Genomic DNA, 17,452 nt, shown 5'->3' with positions numbered 1-17,452 from the left:
GCGGCGCATGGGTGCGTGCCCGCACGGGCCTGCTAAAGTGCTGCTCCTTTTCCGCTTCCGCCCGTCGCCCCCGCATGAACACGACCGACCGCTTCTATCCCATCGGCACGCCCGGCCAGCCCTGGGGCGCCGCCGAGAAAGCCGAATGGCGCGCCCGCCAGACCGTCCAGCGCAGCTACGCCGCCGACGTGCTGACGGTGATCGAGCGCCTGCGCGCGCGGTTCGACGTGGAGCAGTACGGTGAGCTGGACTACGGCGCGGACGGCCGCTATCCGCTGTTCGCCGTGCGCAGCCGCGACTGGAATCCCGCGCTGCCGATCATGCTGGTGACCGGTGGCGTGCATGGCTACGAGACCAGCGGCGTGCACGGCGCGCTGCAGTTCCTGGAACAGCGTGCGGCGGACTACGCCGGCAAGGTCAACCTGCTGGTGACGCCGTGCATCAGCCCATGGGGCTACGAGCGCATCCACCGCTGGAACGCCGACGCGCTGGATCCGAACCGCTCCTTCCGCGAAAACAGCCCGGCGCAGGAATCGGCCGCGCTGATCCGGCTGGTCGCGCCGATCCGCGACCTAGCGCGCATGCATATCGATCTGCATGAAACCACCGACACCGACGAGAGCGAGTTCCGCCCGGCCTTGGCCGCGCGCGACGGCAAGCCGTTCGAGCCGGGCGAGATTCCCGACGGGTTCTACCTGGTCGACGACAGCGAGAATCCGCAGCCCGACTTCCAGCGCGCGGTGATCGCGGCGGTGGAGCAGGTCACCCACATCGCGCCGGCCGACGCCAACGGCGAGATCATCGGCTCGCCGGTGGTGGCCCCCGGCGTCATCGAGTACGCGTTCAAACCGCTGGGCCTGTGTGCCGGCGTGACCAACGCGCGCTACACCACCACCACCGAGGTCTACCCGGACAGCCCCAAGGCGACCCCCGCGCAATGCAACGACGCCCAGGTGGCGGCGGTGTGTGCGGCGATCGACTACGCACTTGCCCACGCTTGAAGCCCGCGGAGTCCGGCCCCATTTCGTTCCGTGAAAGGCATTCCGGGGCGGCGGGTGTAACCTCCGCCCGGTAACACCCGAGAGGACAGGACCATGGCGACCGGTTGGGCCGGCGACGGCGCCGTACAGGATCAGATTGACGCGACCGTGAAGGACGCGATTGCGCGTGCGCGCCGCAATCTGCCGACCGGTCCCAGCCTCTCCCACTGCGAAGAATGCGATGCGCCGATTCCGCCGGCACGGCAGAAGGCCGTGCCCGGCGTGCGCCTGTGCGTGGCCTGCCAGGAAGCGGCCGACCAGGCGCAGGAGCAGGGGCAGATGTACAACCGGCGCGGGAGCAAGGACAGCCAGTTGCGCTGACGAGGTTTCGTGGCGCATTGGACGATACGCAGGCCATGCCCGATCTGTTTCCGGAAAGTCTTGAACCAAGCAGCATCGGGCTTGCCGGAGCCTGGCGGCTTGCACCTATCTTCTTCGCCATCTATCCGGAGGCGGACGCGCATTCTCTCCTCCTGGAAGCACGACATCGCCTGGTCCGGACATTGGGCATCCGGAAATTTTCGGCCAGGCCGGCGGAGTTGTTACATGTCAGTGTTGCCGAATGCGGAAAACCGGCCCGGCTGAGACAGCCGTTGGAACTCGCGCTGCGCGCGGCCTCCGGACGATTTTCATTTCCGGCATTCGACATCGTCCTGGAGACAAGCGCGCGCTTTGGCAAGGATGATCGAGCGTGTGTCCTCGTCGCGGACCAGGCCACCGGGCGCGCGATCCACGGATTGCGAAACGCACTCGCCGACGCGCAGCAGCCCTATGGGCTCGTAGGGGAAAGGACGGTCATGGCCCCGCATATGACGTTCGGCTATTGCGATGGCCTTCCGGAGGAGAGGTTGCCGGTTCCAACCGTTCGGTTTCGCGCCACTGCGGTGGACCTGGTGATCAGCAATCAGGGGTACTCGGAGCATCTACGGGTGGCTCGTTGGCCATTGCTATGAACCTGTCGGGTTTTTCCTGGCGTCGGCTGGAATCGCAGGGATGCCTGGCCTAGGATCCGGCATGTCCATGCAGAATGATCTCTTCGAGAGCCAAGGCAGGGCGCCACTGCACCGCCTATTCTTCGCGCTGCTGCCATCCGCATCCGAGCGCGCACAGGTGGCGGGCGTGGCGGATGGACTGCGCGCCAGCCACCCCGCATACGCGCTGGGTAAATCCGGAGCGCTACCATCTGACCCTTCACTACCTGGGCGAGAGCAGCGGTCCCCGGGAAGACTGGATAGCGCGGGCACGGGAAGCCGCTGAAGGGTTCAGCGGCGAGGCCTTCCACCTGCAACTGGATCATCTGCTCCCGCTGGGCAATCCGTGGCGACCGGCGCTTACGCTGGCGGCCTTTTCTTCCTCGACGGAATTGCTCCGTTTCTGGCGTGGCCTGCAGGAACGCCTGATCCGGGCCGGTTTCAAGGATCATGTCGGCAGGAGCTTTGTGCCGCACCTGACCCTGGGCTACAGCGAGCCAGGGCCCGCCACGCCGGCGGTGGCGTCGGTTGGCCTCGCGCCCGATGGATTCGTGTTGATACAGAGCATCAAGGGGCAATCGGATTACACCTTCCTCGGTCACTGGCGCCTCGGTACGGATTGAGCCCCTGGCATGTCAGCGCGGTTGTGGACCGAAGATGCTCGGTTCGCGCGGCCGCCGCAGGCGCTCCAACTTGGCCTGGTATTGGGCACGTGTCGCTCCCTCGCTCAATTCCTGGGCGCGGGCGAGGGCGCGGCCCGCGCGGCGTGCCTTGCCAAGATGCAGATACGCCCGCGCCAGCCCAAGATAAAACCGGTGTTCGCTGCCGAAGAGCCGGATGGCGCGCTGGTAATAGTCGATCGCACCCTCGTAGTCGCCCGAGCGCTCGTGCTCGAGTGCGAGCAGGAACTGATCGAATGGGTCGTGCGCACGAACCCGCTCCAGCCGCCGTTGCAGTGGCTTGGCCTCGGCAACGCGCCCGCTGCGGTTGTAGAACGTCACCAGGTTGAACAGCGCGGAGGAGTAGTTCTCATTCAGTGTCAGGGCATGCAGGTAAGCGCGTTCGGCGCCCGCCGCGTCGCCACGCCGGAGTGCAGCAACACCCGTGTTGTTCCAGAATGCCGGATATCCGGGGCTCAGCGCGCGCGCGCGCGCGAGGTACGCCTGTGCGCTGGCGGCGTGGCCGGCGCCCAGCAGATCAACCGCACGATTGTTATAGAACATGGCGAACAGGTGCGTGTCGGGAATCGCCTCGGGCTGTTGCCGTGCGATGACCTGGTCCCAGGCCACGTCCACGCTGAAGCGCTGGCGTCCGATGCGGATGCCGGCATTGACGTGGTTGTTGCGATAGACGGTGTTGCCCTCCTGGTACCAGGTCAGCACGTCCTCGATTTCCTGTGCGTAGGCCTGCAGTCCGTCCGCGCGCGCCAGTGCCACCACCATCAGGGTGAAGCTGAGGCAATTCGCGCGACCGGTCTGATACGTCTGGCCGACGGTGTAGTTGGCGCCATTCTGGTACTGCAAGCCCAGGCCGCCTTCCTTTGAGAACAGGAAGTCGACCAGCCGGTTGAGTCGTGCCGAGGATTGGACGTCGCCCGCCTGCGCCATCCATTGCCGGAACCGGTCCTGCAGTTCCGGAGGCACGGCCATGATTTCTTCGACCGTGGGCAGGTCGGGAGGAACCTGCGCATCCGGCAGCGGCGGCTGCGGCGAAAGCGCCAGGGCGGCGGCGAGCAACCACGTGGCCATACGCGTACCTCCACGTCTTCGGCCAAACTCCGGTCGCCGCCAGTCTAGTCCTTTCCGTGGCTGGTGGAGTGAAAACGACGGATGGGAAAGACAAACGGAAGCGCGGATTACAACCGCGTCCCCTGCGCCGATCGTGGCAAGCTGTGCGGATGAAAATCGAAGCCGCCACCAACGCCGATCTGCCGCGCCTGCTCGAGGTCTGGGAGTCCGCCGTCCGCGCCACCCACCACTTCCTGGAGGAGGCCGACATCCAGATGTTCCGGCCGCTGGTGCGCGATGGCTATCTCCCTTCCGCCGAGCGACTGGCGGTGGCCCGGGCCGGCGACGGCCAGCCCTGCGGGTTCGTCGGCGTGGAGGCCGGCAAGGTGGAGATGCTGTTCGTCGACCCGGCCCACCACGGGACCGGCGCGGGCAAGGCGTTGCTCCGTCACGCGATTGAAAGCTGGGGCGCGCGCCGGGTGGACGTGAACGAACAGAACCCGGGGGCGGTGGGGTTCTACCTGCACATGGGCTTTGAGCTGGAATCGCGATCCGAACGGGATGGGCTGGGCAAACCGTTCCCGCTGCTGCACCTGCGGTTGTCCGAAGGCCGCACCGAGACGGTGGGGCGAAAGACGCGATGAACGCAACCCACTGGCTGGTTCCCTGTCCGGATTGCGGGGCGATGAACCGCCTGCCGCCGGAACGGCTCGGCCAGTCGCCCGGTTGCGGGCGCTGCCACCAGCCGCTGTTTCGCGGGCGGCCATTGGCGCTGACCACCGGCGACTTCGACCGCCACGCGCTGCGCAGCGAGCTCCCGCTGCTGGTGGACTTCTGGGCACCGTGGTGCGCCCCGTGCCTGGCGATGGCGCCGCAGTTCGAGGCCGCGGCGCAGGCGCTGGAACCGCGGATGCGCCTGGCCAAGGTGGACACCGAAGCGGAGACGGCGCTGGCCGCCCGCTACGGTATCCGCAGCATTCCGACCCTGGTCCTGATTCGCGGCGGGCGTGAACTGGCCCGCCAGTCCGGGGCGTTGTCACGCGAGCAGATCGTGGACTGGGCCCGGCGCGCGCTGGCCGGGGCTTGATCCCGCGCCCGCCATGACTTCAGTCGGATACCCCTGGTCCGGACAGGCGTGCCACCATCGACGGTTGTCGTGGTGGTCGCCACGCCCCGAACGGAGCCGAGATGCCGATGAAGTCCTCCCGCCTGATGCTTGCCCTGTCCCTGAGCCTGTCCGCGGCCGCCCTGGCCCAACAGCCCGACATCACCGACCTGACCCGTGACTCCGGGGTGCCGCGCGCGCCTGAACAGGAGGCGGTCGTGTTCGAGCATGCGGACCTGAGCTTCAAGGTCGTGCCGGCGGAAAAGGCCATCCAGGGCGACGCCCGGTTGACCTTCCGGGCCAGGTCGCCGATCCAGCGGGTGGTCGTGGATCTGGACCGCAACCTGGCGGTCAGCCGGGTCGAGGCCGACGGCGCCGTCCTGCCGGCCAGCGCCTGGCGCAATCCGGAAGGGCGCATGACCATCGATCTGCCCGCGCCGGTGGCGGCGGAGCAGCAGGTGAAGGTTCGCATCGTCTATGGCGGGAAGCCGCACGTGGCCAAGCGCGCGCCCTGGGACGGCGGCTTCGTCTGGGCGACCGCGCCCACCGGCGAACCCTGGGTCGCCTCGGCGGTGCAGGGCGAGGGCTGCGACCTGTTCTGGCCCTGCATCGACCATCCGCAGGGCGAACCGTTGGTCGTGGACCAGCACATCACCGTGCCGGCACCGCTGGTTGCGGCCGGCAACGGCATCGCCATGGGCATGCAGGAAAAGGACGGCTGGCGCACGTACCACTGGCGCGCACACGATTCGAATACCTATGCCATTGCCCTGAACATCGGTCCCTACGAGGAGATGAAGGGCGAATACCGCAGCCGCTTCGGCAACACCATCCCGCTGCATTTCTGGCATTTGAAGGGGCGCGAGGCGAAGGCGCGCGGCCTGTTCGCCGAGTTCCCGCAGGTGCTGGACTTCTTCGAACGCAACATCGGCCCGTATCCATTCGGCGACGAGAAGATGGGCGTGGTCGAAACCCCGCACCTGGGCATGGAACACCAGACCATCAACGCCTACGGCAACGACTACAAGAAGGACAAGTACGGCTACGACTGGCTGCTGCAGCACGAGTTTGCCCACGAGTGGTTCGGCAACCAGTTGACCAACGTGGACTGGGACGACATGTGGCTGCACGAGGGCTTCGGCAGCTACATGCAGCCGCTCTACCTGCAGTACCTGCGCGGCGAGATGGAGTACCACGCCGCGTTGCTGGACCAGCGCGCCGGGCTGGTGAACAAGTATCCGATCGTGTCCGGCAAGAGCCAGACCGAGAAGACCGTCTATGACCGTGAGAATGGCCCGGGCCTGGATATCTACTACAAGGGCTCGCTGATGCTGCACATGCTGCGCGGCCTGATTGGCGACGAGGCCTTCTTCGCCAGCATCCGCCAGGCCGTGTACGGCACCGATACGCCGCAGCCGGGCAAGTTCAAGCCGCGCTATGTCTCCACCCGCGACTACATCGACATCGTCCGCAAGGTGACCGGCCGCGACTACGGCTGGTTCTTCGACGTCTACCTGTACCGCGCCGCGCTGCCGGAACTGGTCGCCGAGCGCGACGCCAGCGGCCTGAACCTGCGCTGGAAGACCCCGGACGACCTGCCGTTCCCGGTACCCGTGGAAGTCCGTGTCGGCGGGGTGGACGGCAAGGTCCAGACCGTGGCCATGGACAACGGCCGGGGCCGGTTGGCGCTCCCCGTGGGCGAGACCTATACCCTGGATCCGGCTTCGCGCCTGCTGCGGGCATTGCCGCATATCGTGGAATACCAGCAGGACGCCGAGGCGCGCCGCAAGGCGGCGGCGGAGGCGGCCAAGGGAAAGGCACGCTGAGGGGCGCGGAATGGGGGACCGCCCCGATCCTGTCACGGCATTTTTTTGCATTGCGGCGGCTGGACCGTTAGATTTCGCTCTTTGAAACCTTCGGCGGCGCGATGGACGTGCGGGGAAGCCTGGTCTGCGTGGGAACGGGGATGATGCTGGGGGCCCATATCGGCCCCCGCGCACGCGGTCACATTGAACAGGCAGATGTCGTCTTTCTCGCCGTTTCCGACCCCCTCGTCGAGTTGTGGGTGCAGGGAATGAACGCCGATGTCCGCAGCCTGCAACCGCTGTATGCGGAAGGCAAGTCACGCCGCGATACCTATGGGGAGATGGTGGAGTCGATGCTGGTGGAAGTCCGTGCCGGAAAGCATGTCTGCGGTGCGTTCTACGGCCACCCCGGCGTATTCGCGCTGGCGCCGCATCTGGCGATAGAGCAGGCCCGCGAGGAAGGATTCGACGCGAGCATGGAGCCCGGCATCTCGGCGGAAGACTGTCTCTACGCCGACCTGGGCATCGATCCAGGCACCTATGGCTGCCAGCATTACGAAGCCAGCCAATTCATGCTCTACCAGCGGCGCATCGATCCCTCCGCATACTTGATCCTCTGGCAGGTGGGCCTGGCCGGCGACCGAAGCCTGCGGCGATTCAGTACATCGTCCGCCGAACGGCAGTTGCTGGTCGACCTGCTGGCGCAGGATTATCCGTTGAATCACCATGTGATCGCCTATGAAGCGGCTACCTTGCCGATCACGAAACCGCGCCAGGAACGGTTCCCGCTGTCGGCCTTGCCGATGATGGAATTGAATCTGCAGACCACTCTGGTCGTGCCTCCGGCATGCCCGATGCAGCCCAACCGGGACTTGCTCCAAAAGCTCGAATTGCTGGGAACCGTGGCCAACCGCGCCCCGGCTTCCTTCCACCACCAACCGCAGAGGACGCACCATGTCAAACGCAATACGTTTTCTTGAATCCCTGGGCCAGAACCCGGCGCTGTCGCGCCTGCCGGCCGAGCAACTGCAGGAAATGATCGATTCGCTCGAGTTGACCGGCAACGAAAGCGACGCCCTGCGCCGTCAGGACGCGGTGGCCCTGGCCGATGCGCTGGAAAAGCGCGCCCCGTTGTTCTGCATCCTCTGGGAGCCTGGCCAGGAGCCGAGTCCGCTGGATACCCCGGACGATACGGAACCGCTGCGCGACCCGACCCCGGATGGCGACGCGCCGGAAGAGGAATAAGGTCACGACAGTGGGCCGGCGTGCGACGATCCGAACCATCCTGCGTTGCGGGATGCTGTCGTTCGCCTTGTGTCTGCCCTTCCTGGCCATGGCGGCAGCGTCCCCCGGACTGGAGACGCTGCTGCAGCAGGCCGAGGAGGCGCGGAGTTCGGATCCGCACCGCTTCCAGCGATTGCTGGGTGAGCTGGAGCAGCACATCGATCGCGCCGACAAGGCCCAGAGGGAACAGATCGAGTACCTGCGAGCCTACGGCTTCAGCTTTCGCGGACACTATGACGAGGCGATAAGGCACGCCCGCGCGTTGATGGAGGCCTCGACCAATCCCGAGATCCAGTTCCGGGCGGGCGCGTTGATAGTCAACACCCATGCCCTGCGCCGCCAGTTTACGGACGGGTTGCGCCAGTTGGAGCAGACCCTCACCCTGGTGGACAAGATCCAATCGGCCAAGTTGCGTCATCACGGCCTGGGCGTGGCGTCCTATCTCTACAACCAGGTCGGACAGTACCGCCTGGGCCTGCGCTATGCGGATCGGATCCTGGAAGAGGAACCGGATGCGCGTACGTTGTGTTTCGCCAACCAGGCCCGATTCGATTCTCTCTACAACCTGGGCGAATTGCCTTTCGATGACGACGTCGTCGTCGAAGCGATCAACCAGTGCGACGCGTCCCACGAGACGGTCACCGCCAATGGAATCCGGTTGATCCTCGCCAAGAAATGGGCCGAATCCAACCGCCGCAAGCAGGCCATCGCCTTGATGGACGGGCACCTGAAGGAGATCGAGGAGACTGGCTATACGCACCTGATAGCGCAGGTCAAGGCATTCCTGGCCGAACTCTTGCTTGACGCGGGCGAATACGCCGCGGCGGAGACCTACGCGAACGAGAGTCTGGCCCAGAACACACCCGGGAGCACCTCCTCGCTGGCCAGTGCCTACAAGACCATGTACCAGATCGCCGAGGCGCGGAAGGATTCGGAGACGGCACTGGTCTATTACCGCCGTTATGCCGAAGCCGACCGGGCCTATCTGAACGAAGTCAAGGCGCGCGAGCTCGCGTATCAGATGGTCCGCCAGGAGATTCTCGAAAAATCCCAGCAGATCCAGCGACTGGACAGCCAGAACCAACTGCTCAAACTCCAACGCAAGGTGGAGAAACAGGCGGGACAGAACACCCGGCTGATTATCATCCTGCTGGTCGTGTTGCTGGCGACCATCGCCTACTGGGCGTACAAGACCAAGCGCGTCCAGGTTTCGCTGAAGCATCTTGCCGAGACGGATGCGTTGACCGGTATCTGTAACCGCCACCACTTCACCCAGTCGGCAGGGCGGACGTTGAGCCAATGCGAGCGCAACGGAGAGGAAGTGGCGGTGATCATGTTCGACCTCGACCACTTCAAATCAATCAATGATCGGTTCGGCCATCCGGCGGGCGATTGGGTCCTCAAGCAGGTGGCGCAGGTATGCCAGTCGCTGTGCCGGCGGATCGATGTGCTGGGGCGTCTGGGCGGGGAGGAGTTCGCGATGCTGATGTACGGCTGTGATCTTCGCTCGGCGATTCGCCTGGCCGAGGACTGCCGGACGCGTATCGCTTCCATCGATACATCGGAGATCGGCCAGCGGATTCAGGTGACCGCGAGTTTTGGAGTTACCTCGACCGCCATATCCGGCTATGTACTGCAGCGGCTGCTTTCCGATGCGGACCGGATGCTCTACCAGTCCAAAGCCCAGGGACGCAATCGGGTCACCGCGTTCCGGGCGGCTTCCCAGGATGACGGCGAGGCATCCCATCCCCCTGAAGCGTCCTGGACCGAGGTGGCCGAGACGCAGGGCGCGCGACCAGGTTGAGCGACACTGGCCACCTGAACGGGCTGCCCGATACCGAGTGGGAACCGATGCGATAAGATCGTGCGCAGGCAGGCCGGTCGGCGCGGGCCTCCAAAAAATGGGGGAAGTACAGGTTCAATGCGGTTGGGTTCGTCTGCACTCACGCGGTATGGGCAGGTGATGGCTACCCCGGACACGGGGATGGGCCGCCGGGCCGTGGGCTACCTCCGGGCGTGCTACCTGTGCCTGGCCCTGCTGGCATCGACGAGTGTGGCCGCGGGTACGCCGAAGCCCGAAGTGACGGAACTGTTGGCGCAGGCCGAGTCGATCCGCAGTGGGGATCCCGTGCGATTCGCCGAACTCGTCAGCCAGCTGCAGGGCAGGCGGCAGGAGTTGCGAGGTCTCCAACAGGATCAATTGGCGTATCTCGAGGCGTACGGGATTGCCTTTTCCGGCAAGTACGAAGCGGCGATTCCACGGTTGCAGAAGCTGATGGCGTCTTCGACCGACAGTGATACCCGCTTCCGGGCCGGCGCACTGCTGGTGAATCTTTACACCAAGAGCCGGCGATTCGCGGAGAGCCTGCGGCAGCTTGGTCGCCTGCTACCGCAACTGGATCAAGTGCGTGACCCGCAGTTGCGCATCCATGCCCTGGTGGAAGCCTCCTATCTGCACAACGAGATTGGGCAGTACAGCCTGGGCATGCAGTATGCCGAGCGCATCCTTGCCAGCCAGCCGGATGCCCGTGCCCATTGCTTCGCCGAGTATCTCAAGTACGACGCGATGCTCAACCTGGCGACGCTGTCTCCGGACAGGATGGACTCGCTGCAAGAAGCGATCGAGCAGTGCACGCAAGGCGGAGAGCGGCTGCTCGCCAACCATATGCGCGTGATCCTGGCGAAAACGATGGCCGCGGAGCGCAAGCGCCCCGAGGCCATCGCGCTGTTGCGTTCGCACATGGCGGAGGTCGAGTCGTTCCGGTATCCATATCTGGCCGTGCTGGTCAAGGCGACGCTCGCCGACCTGCTGTTCGAGCGTGGCGATTTGCAGGCGTCGGAAACCTATGCTTCCGAGGCGATTGCGCTCAGCGGAGCGGTCGGCACGAGTACCCAATCGCTGGTCGGCGCCTACCGCACGATGTACCGGATCGCCGAGCGCAGGCGCGATACGGAAACCGCGCTGGTCTATTACCGTCGCTACGCGGAAGCCGACAAGGCCTATCTCAACGAGATCAAGGCGCGCGAGCTGGCCTACCAGATTGTCCGCCAGGAAACCTTCGAAAAGTCGGAGCAGATCCAGCGACTTGGCAGCCAGAACCAGTTGCTGCAACTGCAACGCAAGCTGGAGAGCAAGTCGGTCCAGAACACCCGCCTGGTGGTGGTGCTGTTGACCATGCTCCTGGCCAGCATCGGCTACTGGGCATATCGCACCAAGCGCACCCAGATGATGTTCAAGCGGCTGGCGCAGACCGACGCGCTGACCGGCATCGGCAACCGCAGCCATTTCAGCATCCAGTCCGAACGCCTTTTGGCCCAGTGGGCGAGGAACGAGCAGGAAGTCGCGCTGGTCATGTTCGATCTCGACCATTTCAAGACGATCAATGATCGCTACGGCCACGCCGCCGGCGATCAGGTGCTGGTGCGGGTGGCCGAGCTTTGCCGCGGTCTGGATTACCGCAATGCCGTGGTTGGCCGGCTGGGCGGGGAGGAATTCGCTCTGCTGTTGCCTGGCATGAGCCTGGCGCAAGCGGTCGAGGCGGCGGAGGATTGCCGCCAGCGCGTCACCCGCATCGATACTTCGGGCACGGGCCATCGTTTCCTCGTCACCGCCAGCTTCGGCGTCACCACCACCGCGTTGGCCGGCTATCAACTCGCGAGGTTGTTTTCGCTCGCCGACCGCATGCTGTATCGGTCAAAGCATGACGGTCGCAATCAGGTCAGCGCCTACGAAGGTGGCTATTCGTTGCCCGAACGGCGGACGGTACCGGCGAGCGGCGAGACAGCACGCCGGGAAACGCAGGAACAGGAAAGCTGAAAAGACATCGTCGCACCTTGCGACTCCAGGTGAACCGCGCCTGCGTTAAGCTTCATCGGCGGCACAGCCAGTGCCGATGAATGAAGGAGCTTTCCCCATGATCCAGCGATTCGATGTCGGCCCCCGCATGTCGGAAATGGCCATCCACAACGGCGTGGTCTACCTGGCCGGCCAGATCGCCGACGACGCCAGCCAGGACATCCGCGGCCAGACCCGGCAGGTACTGGCTGCCGTCGACGCGCTGCTCGCGCAGGCCGGGACCGACAAGAGCAAGTTGCTGCGGGTGGAAATCTTCTTGAAGGACATGCTCGACTTCGAGGGCATGAACCAGGCCTGGGACGAGTGGGTGGTGCCCGGCCACACCCCGCCGCGCGCCACGGTCCAGGCCCGCCTGGCCAATGCCGAATGGCGCATCGAGGTGCTGGTGACCGCCGCGGTCTGAGCCGTCGGAATGGCCCGCGTGGCGGGCCTTTGCGGGTCGGCGGGCAAAAATGTTTGACCTATCCGGCAGGCCCGATTAACATACGCGGCCCGAGATTCGGGCGGTTAGCTCAGCGGTAGAGCACTGCTTTCACACGGCAGGGGTCACAAGTTCGAACCTTGTACCGCCCACCAGTTGTACGCAAAGGCCCGGCGCAAGCCGGGCCTTTGCTTTTTCGCGTCCGGTCGGGGCGTGCAGGAGGGAGCGCCCCGGGCGTCAATCTCAAATCCTGCGACGGCGGTGGTTTGTGATGACGGCCTTTCTGGAGTCCGCCCATGTCCGTACCCGCCCGGCAAATCGCCCGTTCCCACCGTGACCTGCTGCCGGCCGGTACCACCGACGGCAGTCGCCTGTCCGAGCGGTTGGCGGCCAAGTATCCGGATCGAGTGACCGGCCAGTTGACCGTGCCCGGGCGCGAGGGGCGCTACGCCCCATTGCCGGAAACCCTGCCGCCGGCGCTGGCGCGCGCGCTGCGCCAGCGCGGGGTCGAGCGGCTCTATTCGCATCAGGCCGAAGCCTGGGCACACGCCGCGGCGGGCGAAAATCTGGTCATCGCCACGCCCACCGCCTCGGGCAAGTCGCTGTGCTACACGCTGCCGGTGGCGTCGGCGGTAATGGGCGGCAGCGCCAAGGCGCTGTACCTGTTTCCGACCAAGGCGCTGGCGCAGGATCAGGTCAGCGAACTGCTGGAACTCAACGCCGCCGGCGAGTTGGGCATCAAGGCCTTCACCTTCGACGGCGATACGCCGGGCGACGCGCGCCAGGCCATCCGCCTGCACGGCGATATCGTGGTCAGCAATCCGGACATGCTGCACCAGGCGATCCTCCCACACCACACCAAGTGGGCGCAGTTCTTCGAAAACCTGCGCTACGTGGTGATCGATGAAGTCCATACCTACCGTGGCGTATTCGGTTCGCACGTGGCCAACGTGCTGCGCCGCCTGCGCCGGGTGTGCGCGTTCTACGGCGCCTCGCCGCAGTTCATCCTGTGCTCGGCCACCATCGGCAATCCCAAGGCGCACGCCGAGGCGCTGCTGGAAGCCGACGTCCACGCCATCACCGAGTCCGGCGCGCCCAGCGGCGACAAGCATGTGCTGCTGTGGAATCCGCCAGTGGTCAATCCGGATCTGGGCCTGCGCGCATCCGCGCGTTCGCAGAGCAACCGCATCGCCCGGCTGGCGATCAAGGCGGGGTTGAAGACGCTGGTGTTCGCGCAGTCGCGGACCATGGTGGAGGTGCTGACCAAGTACCTCAAGGATGTGTTCGACCACGATCCCCGCAAGCCCGCGCGGATCCGCGCCTATCGCGGTGGCTACCTGCCGACCGAGCGCCGCCAGGCCGAGCGCGACATGCGCGACGGCCGCATCGACGGCATCGTTTCCACCTCGGCGCTGGAACTGGGCGTGGACATCGGCAGCCTGGACGCGGTGGTGCTGAACGGTTATCCCGGCTCGATTTCCGCCACCTGGCAGCGCTTCGGCCGCGCCGGCCGGCGCCAGCAGCCTTCGCTGGGCGTGCTGGTGGCCAGCTCGCAGCCGCTGGACCAGTACGTGGTGCGGCATCCGGACTTCTTCGCCGACAGCACGCCCGAACACGCGCGCATCGCCGCCGACCAGCCGATGATCCTGCTCGATCACATCCGCTGCGCGGCGTTCGAACTGCCGTTCCTGGCGGGCGAGCATTTCGGTCCGGTGGACCCGGCGCCATTCCTGGAACTGCTGAGCGAGGACAGCGTGATCCATCGCGAGGGCGATCGCTACGAATGGATCGCCGACAGCTATCCGGCCAACGCGGTCAGCCTGCGCGCGGTGGCGGACGGCAACTTCGTGGTGGTGGACCGCACCGACGGCCGCCAGACCATCATCGCGGAAGTGGATTTCAGCGCCGCGCCGCTGACCCTCTACGAAGGCGCCATCCACATGATCCAGTCCACGCCCTACCAGGTCGAGCGGCTGGACTGGGAAGGCCGCAAGGCCTACGTCACCCGCACCCACGTCGACTACTACACCGACGCCATCGACTACACCAAGCTGAAGGTGCTGGAGCGTTTCGACGGCTGCCGCGCGGGGCAGGGCACCTGCCATCACGGCGAAGTGCACGTGGTCCGGCGCGTGGCCGGCTACAAGAAGATCCGCTACTACACCCACGAGAACATCGGCTACGGCCCGGTCAACCTGCCGGATCAGGAAATGCACACCACCAGCCTGTGGTGGCAACTGCGGCCGGAGCCCCTGCATGCGGGCTTCGCCTCGCGGCAGGAGGCGCTGGATGGTTTCCTCGGCGCGGCCAACGCGCTGCACATCGCCGCCACCGTGGCGGTAATGGCCGAAGGCCGGGATCTACAGAAGGCGGTGGGCGATGGCGACGGCGCCTGGTTCGCGGTGCCGGATGCGCAGGGCAGGGGACAACTGCGCGGCGGCGAAGGGCAATTGCTGTCGCCGCTGGAAGGTGACCGCTTCGTGCCCACGCTGTACCTGTACGACAACTACCCTGGCGGCATCGGCCTGAGCGAACCGCTGTGGCGCCGGCAGGCTGAACTGGTGCGGCGTGCGGGCGAATTGGTCGACGGTTGCGGCTGCCGCGCCGGTTGTCCGGCCTGCGTCGGCCCCATCCTGGCCGCGGACGAGACCGCCGAGGTCACTCCCAAGGTGCTGGCGCGACGCGTGCTGGAATTGCTGGCGGTCGCATGAGTACCGCGCTGGAGCACTTGCGCCGGCTGCGCCAGCAGGCCGGGCATCCCACACCCGTCGCATCGCCACCTGCGGTCCGCGCGCCGGCTACCGACATGGCCACTTCGTTGCGGCGGATGCTTGGTGTGCGCACGCGTTCGGCGCCGCCCTCGCGCGCCGCCGCGCACCAGCGCATCCTGCCGGGCGAGGAGATCGCCGATGGCCTGCATCTGAGCGAGCGGATATTGCCGTGGCCGGTGATACCCGAGTCGTTCGACGGCGCGTTCGCGCGCGAGGATCTTCTTTCCGCCTCGCAGCTTCTTTTCTTCGATACCGAGACCACCGGACTGGCGGGCGGCACCGGCACCCGCGCCTTCATGATCGGAGCCTCGGATTTCGTTCCCGAAGGGCTGCGGGTGCGACAGTTGCTGATCGCGCACCTGGCCGCCGAGCGCGCCATGCTGGATACCTTCGCCGGCTGGCTGCGGCCCGACATGCGGCTGGTCAGCTACAACGGGCGCTGCTACGACGCGCCCCTGCTGATCACCCGCTACCGGCTGGCGCGTCGTCGCAATCCGCTGGAAGGATTGGCCCACCTGGACCTGCTGTATCCCACCCGTCGGCGCTATCGTGGCGTCTGGGAAAACTGCCGCCTCGCCACCATCGAGCGGCGCGCGCTGGAGATCGTGCGCGAGGATGACCTGCCAGGTTCGGAAGCGCCCGCGGCCTGGTTGGGTTATCTGCGCGGCGGCTCGTCCGAACTGCTGCATCGGGTGGCCGCACACAACTTTCAGGACGTCGTCACGCTGGCCCGCCTGCTCGCGCACTTGTCTTCCGCCGGGCCGGTGGAAGGGCGTTCGCTGCCCGGAATCGCGCCAAAAATTTGACGAATTCCGGTTTCAACGCCGTCTTTCCACGGCGGTTGTGTGAACGGCTGCGCAATATCGCGTGACAGCCCTTCAGGAATGTCATCGCGTGGCCGAAAAATCGGTAGATTTTCGCGCGGGCGTGTATCCAGGGTTCGGATGCGCCACTGGACAATGGTTTGAAGGGGAAGTGCCTTGCGGATCCTGTATGTGGGCGACACCGCCTGTTTGCCCGATGATCTGGCCGACTACATCGGCGACATGGGCGACGAATGGAAGGTCGAGTTCGTTGCCGACGGCAACGCCGCCATGTTCGCGGTCGCCAATTCCCCGATTGACGTGTTGATCGTCGGCCCGGGCCTGCCCGACCTGCCACCGGCCACGCTGCTCGGCCAGATTCGCACCCTGCGTCCGGAAACCATTCGCATCGCGCTGCTGGAAAACACCGAAGCCGGCGTTTCTCCACCCATCAAACTGATTGGCGTCGCCCATCGCTTCCTGCCGCTGCCACTGTCTTCCGAGACCGTGCTGGAAGCCATCCACAGCCTGGAAGAACTGCGCGACCTGCTGGACAGCCCGCGCCTGCGCCGCGTCATCGGCCGGGTCGAACACCTGCCGTCGCCGCCGCACCTGTACTTCGCGCTGACCCGCGCACTGGAAGAGGACGACGGCGACAGCAACGACATCGCCCGCATCGTCTCCGGTGATCCGGCCATCGCCGCCAAGGTATTGCAGCTTTGCAACTCGGCCTATTTCTCCAACGGCCGCGCCATCACCGACCTGCGCGCGGCGGTCACAAGGCTGGGGCTGGCGACCCTGCGTGATCTGGTGCTGGCCAGCGAAGTGTTCTCGATCAAGACCGGCAGCAACGTTGATCGCCTGGCCCTGCAACAGCGTGCGTTGATCGCCTCGCGCCTGGCCGCGCGCATCCTGCCGAAAACCAGCGCCGAACTCGGCGCCACCGCCGCGCTGCTCGCCGACGTCGGCCTGCTGCTGCCCGGCGTACGCGACGAACGCGAACCCGTCGCCGCCGAAGGCGACGAACGCCCCGGCCACACCGAAGCCGGCGCCTACCTGCTCGGCCTGTGGGGCCTTCCCATGCCGATCGTCGAAGCCGTCGCCTTCCACCGCCAACCGCAGCGCTCCAGCCTGCGCAGCTTCTGGGTCCCCGGTGCCGTACACGTCGCCGGCGCGCTCGCCAGCAATGAGCAGGTCGACGAGGACTACCTCAAATCGCTGGGCGTGCTGCATCAACTCGCCGGCTGGCGGGAGATGGCGGATAGCCTGTTTGATCGGGTGGCTAGCGCGGCTTGAGGCATCCGGTCTGTTTCGTGCTACTGAAACGTTTGACGCGAAATGGCCGAAGAGTAGCCGAGTCAGCTTTGTGCGTCGTAAGGCTCTTGGGATCGGCTCAATAGCTGAGATATCCGGGTGCCTCCTGTTTTTTAATCCCGTAGCTTTCTCTAGAAGAGAGCTTGCTTGAGCTTGTGTGACCATAAGGGCTCTTGCTGGGCCAGAACTGTCGAAGGCGTGGGCTTTTTCGATGGAAAGGCTGTTTGCTGCATGCGCATATGGACAACAAAGCGCTGGCAGCACAATATAAAAAAAACGGGATAACTGGCGGGGGTGACCGTGCGTTTGGCTTGCAGATGCATTTTCATTGGACCGGCCAGAGTTCTGTAGACAC

17 protein-coding genes and 1 tRNA gene are annotated in these 17,452 nt (G+C 65.6%); 16 read left to right on the top strand and 2 right to left on the bottom strand.

Going from position 1 to position 17,452, the window contains the following annotated elements:
- Window positions 1-74: 74 nt before the first annotated feature.
- From IQ458_RS17865 to IQ458_RS17850, 4 genes are all read left to right on the top strand, one after another.
- Window positions 75-1,001 (top strand): M14 family metallopeptidase, encoded by a 927-nt coding sequence (locus tag IQ458_RS17865; RefSeq protein ID WP_183637104.1) that lies wholly within the window; start codon window positions 75-77, stop codon window positions 999-1,001.
- 93 nt (window positions 1,002-1,094) lie between these two features.
- A complete protein-coding gene (locus IQ458_RS17860; RefSeq protein WP_183637101.1) occupies window positions 1,095-1,361 on the top strand; it encodes a DksA/TraR family C4-type zinc finger protein in 267 nt (88 codons plus the stop codon).
- Window positions 1,362-1,396: 35 nt separating this feature from the next.
- Window positions 1,397-1,993 carry a 2'-5' RNA ligase family protein gene (locus tag IQ458_RS17855; RefSeq protein ID WP_203323665.1) on the top strand — a complete coding sequence of 199 codons (597 nt, stop codon included), beginning with the start codon at window positions 1,397-1,399 and terminating at the stop codon, window positions 1,991-1,993.
- A 74-nt stretch (window positions 1,994-2,067) separates the two neighbouring features.
- Window positions 2,068-2,634: a 2'-5' RNA ligase family protein gene (locus IQ458_RS17850; RefSeq protein ID WP_268963399.1), complete on the top strand. Its 567-nt coding sequence runs from the start codon at window positions 2,068-2,070 to the stop codon at window positions 2,632-2,634.
- A 12-nt stretch (window positions 2,635-2,646) separates the two neighbouring features.
- On the opposite strand, the gene IQ458_RS17845 is transcribed toward IQ458_RS17850, so the two are convergent.
- Window positions 2,647-3,759, bottom strand: a complete 1,113-nt coding sequence (locus IQ458_RS17845) for a tetratricopeptide repeat protein (RefSeq protein ID WP_203323663.1) — start codon at window positions 3,757-3,759, stop codon at window positions 2,647-2,649.
- 149 nt (window positions 3,760-3,908) lie between these two features.
- Between IQ458_RS17845 and IQ458_RS17840 the strand changes: the two genes are divergently transcribed.
- From IQ458_RS17840 to IQ458_RS17785, 12 genes are all read left to right on the top strand, one after another.
- Complete coding sequence (locus tag IQ458_RS17840) at window positions 3,909-4,382, top strand: acetyltransferase (protein WP_192198956.1); 474 nt, start codon at window positions 3,909-3,911, stop codon at window positions 4,380-4,382.
- Window positions 4,379-4,825 carry a thioredoxin TrxC gene (trxC, locus tag IQ458_RS17835; protein WP_192198957.1) on the top strand — a complete coding sequence of 149 codons (447 nt, stop codon included), beginning with the start codon at window positions 4,379-4,381 and terminating at the stop codon, window positions 4,823-4,825. Before IQ458_RS17840 ends, trxC begins: the two co-directional genes overlap by 4 nt.
- Window positions 4,826-4,932: 107 nt before the next feature.
- Window positions 4,933-6,669: a M1 family metallopeptidase gene (locus tag IQ458_RS17830; RefSeq protein WP_203323662.1), complete on the top strand. Its 1,737-nt coding sequence runs from the start codon at window positions 4,933-4,935 to the stop codon at window positions 6,667-6,669.
- Window positions 6,670-6,770: 101 nt separating this feature from the next.
- Window positions 6,771-7,628 carry an SAM-dependent methyltransferase gene (locus IQ458_RS17825; protein ID WP_203323661.1) on the top strand — a complete coding sequence of 286 codons (858 nt, stop codon included), beginning with the start codon at window positions 6,771-6,773 and terminating at the stop codon, window positions 7,626-7,628.
- Entirely contained in the window at window positions 7,603-7,893 is a 291-nt protein-coding gene (locus IQ458_RS17820; RefSeq protein ID WP_192198960.1) for a hypothetical protein, read from the top strand. Before IQ458_RS17825 ends, IQ458_RS17820 begins: the two co-directional genes overlap by 26 nt.
- A 52-nt stretch (window positions 7,894-7,945) precedes the next feature.
- Window positions 7,946-9,736: a tetratricopeptide repeat-containing diguanylate cyclase gene (locus IQ458_RS17815; RefSeq protein ID WP_203323660.1), complete on the top strand. Its 1,791-nt coding sequence runs from the start codon at window positions 7,946-7,948 to the stop codon at window positions 9,734-9,736.
- Between the two features lie 180 nt (window positions 9,737-9,916).
- The gene (locus tag IQ458_RS17810; protein ID WP_203323659.1) at window positions 9,917-11,749 is read left to right on the top strand and encodes a GGDEF domain-containing protein; all 1,833 of its coding nucleotides are present in this window, start codon (window positions 9,917-9,919) and stop codon (window positions 11,747-11,749) included.
- Window positions 11,750-11,846: 97 nt separating this feature from the next.
- Window positions 11,847-12,191: a RidA family protein gene (locus IQ458_RS17805; protein ID WP_141452518.1), complete on the top strand. Its 345-nt coding sequence runs from the start codon at window positions 11,847-11,849 to the stop codon at window positions 12,189-12,191.
- A gap of 98 nt (window positions 12,192-12,289) precedes the next feature.
- A tRNA-Val gene (locus IQ458_RS17800) sits at window positions 12,290-12,364 on the top strand.
- 141 nt (window positions 12,365-12,505) lie between these two features.
- Window positions 12,506-14,920, top strand: coding sequence for a DEAD/DEAH box helicase (locus tag IQ458_RS17795; protein WP_203323658.1), 2,415 nt, complete (start codon window positions 12,506-12,508; stop codon window positions 14,918-14,920).
- The gene (locus tag IQ458_RS17790) at window positions 14,917-15,786 is read left to right on the top strand and encodes a ribonuclease H-like domain-containing protein (protein WP_203323657.1); all 870 of its coding nucleotides are present in this window, start codon (window positions 14,917-14,919) and stop codon (window positions 15,784-15,786) included. The genes IQ458_RS17795 and IQ458_RS17790 overlap by 4 nt, the downstream gene beginning before the upstream one ends.
- Before the next feature lie 174 nt (window positions 15,787-15,960).
- Window positions 15,961-17,079, top strand: coding sequence for an HDOD domain-containing protein (locus IQ458_RS17785; protein ID WP_235996966.1), 1,119 nt, complete (start codon window positions 15,961-15,963; stop codon window positions 17,077-17,079).
- Window positions 17,080-17,228: 149 nt separating this feature from the next.
- Here IQ458_RS17785 and IQ458_RS19700 read toward each other — a convergent pair.
- Window positions 17,229-17,452, bottom strand: a 224-nt coding sequence (locus IQ458_RS19700; RefSeq protein ID WP_235996964.1) for a hypothetical protein, incomplete at its 5' end; no start/stop codon positions are given.

It is taken from the genome of Pseudoxanthomonas beigongshangi (genome assembly GCF_016820515.1).
Classification (GTDB): Bacteria; Pseudomonadota; Gammaproteobacteria; order Xanthomonadales; family Xanthomonadaceae; genus Pseudoxanthomonas_A; species Pseudoxanthomonas_A beigongshangi.
This window is presented reverse-complemented; position numbering and strand designations above follow the sequence as displayed.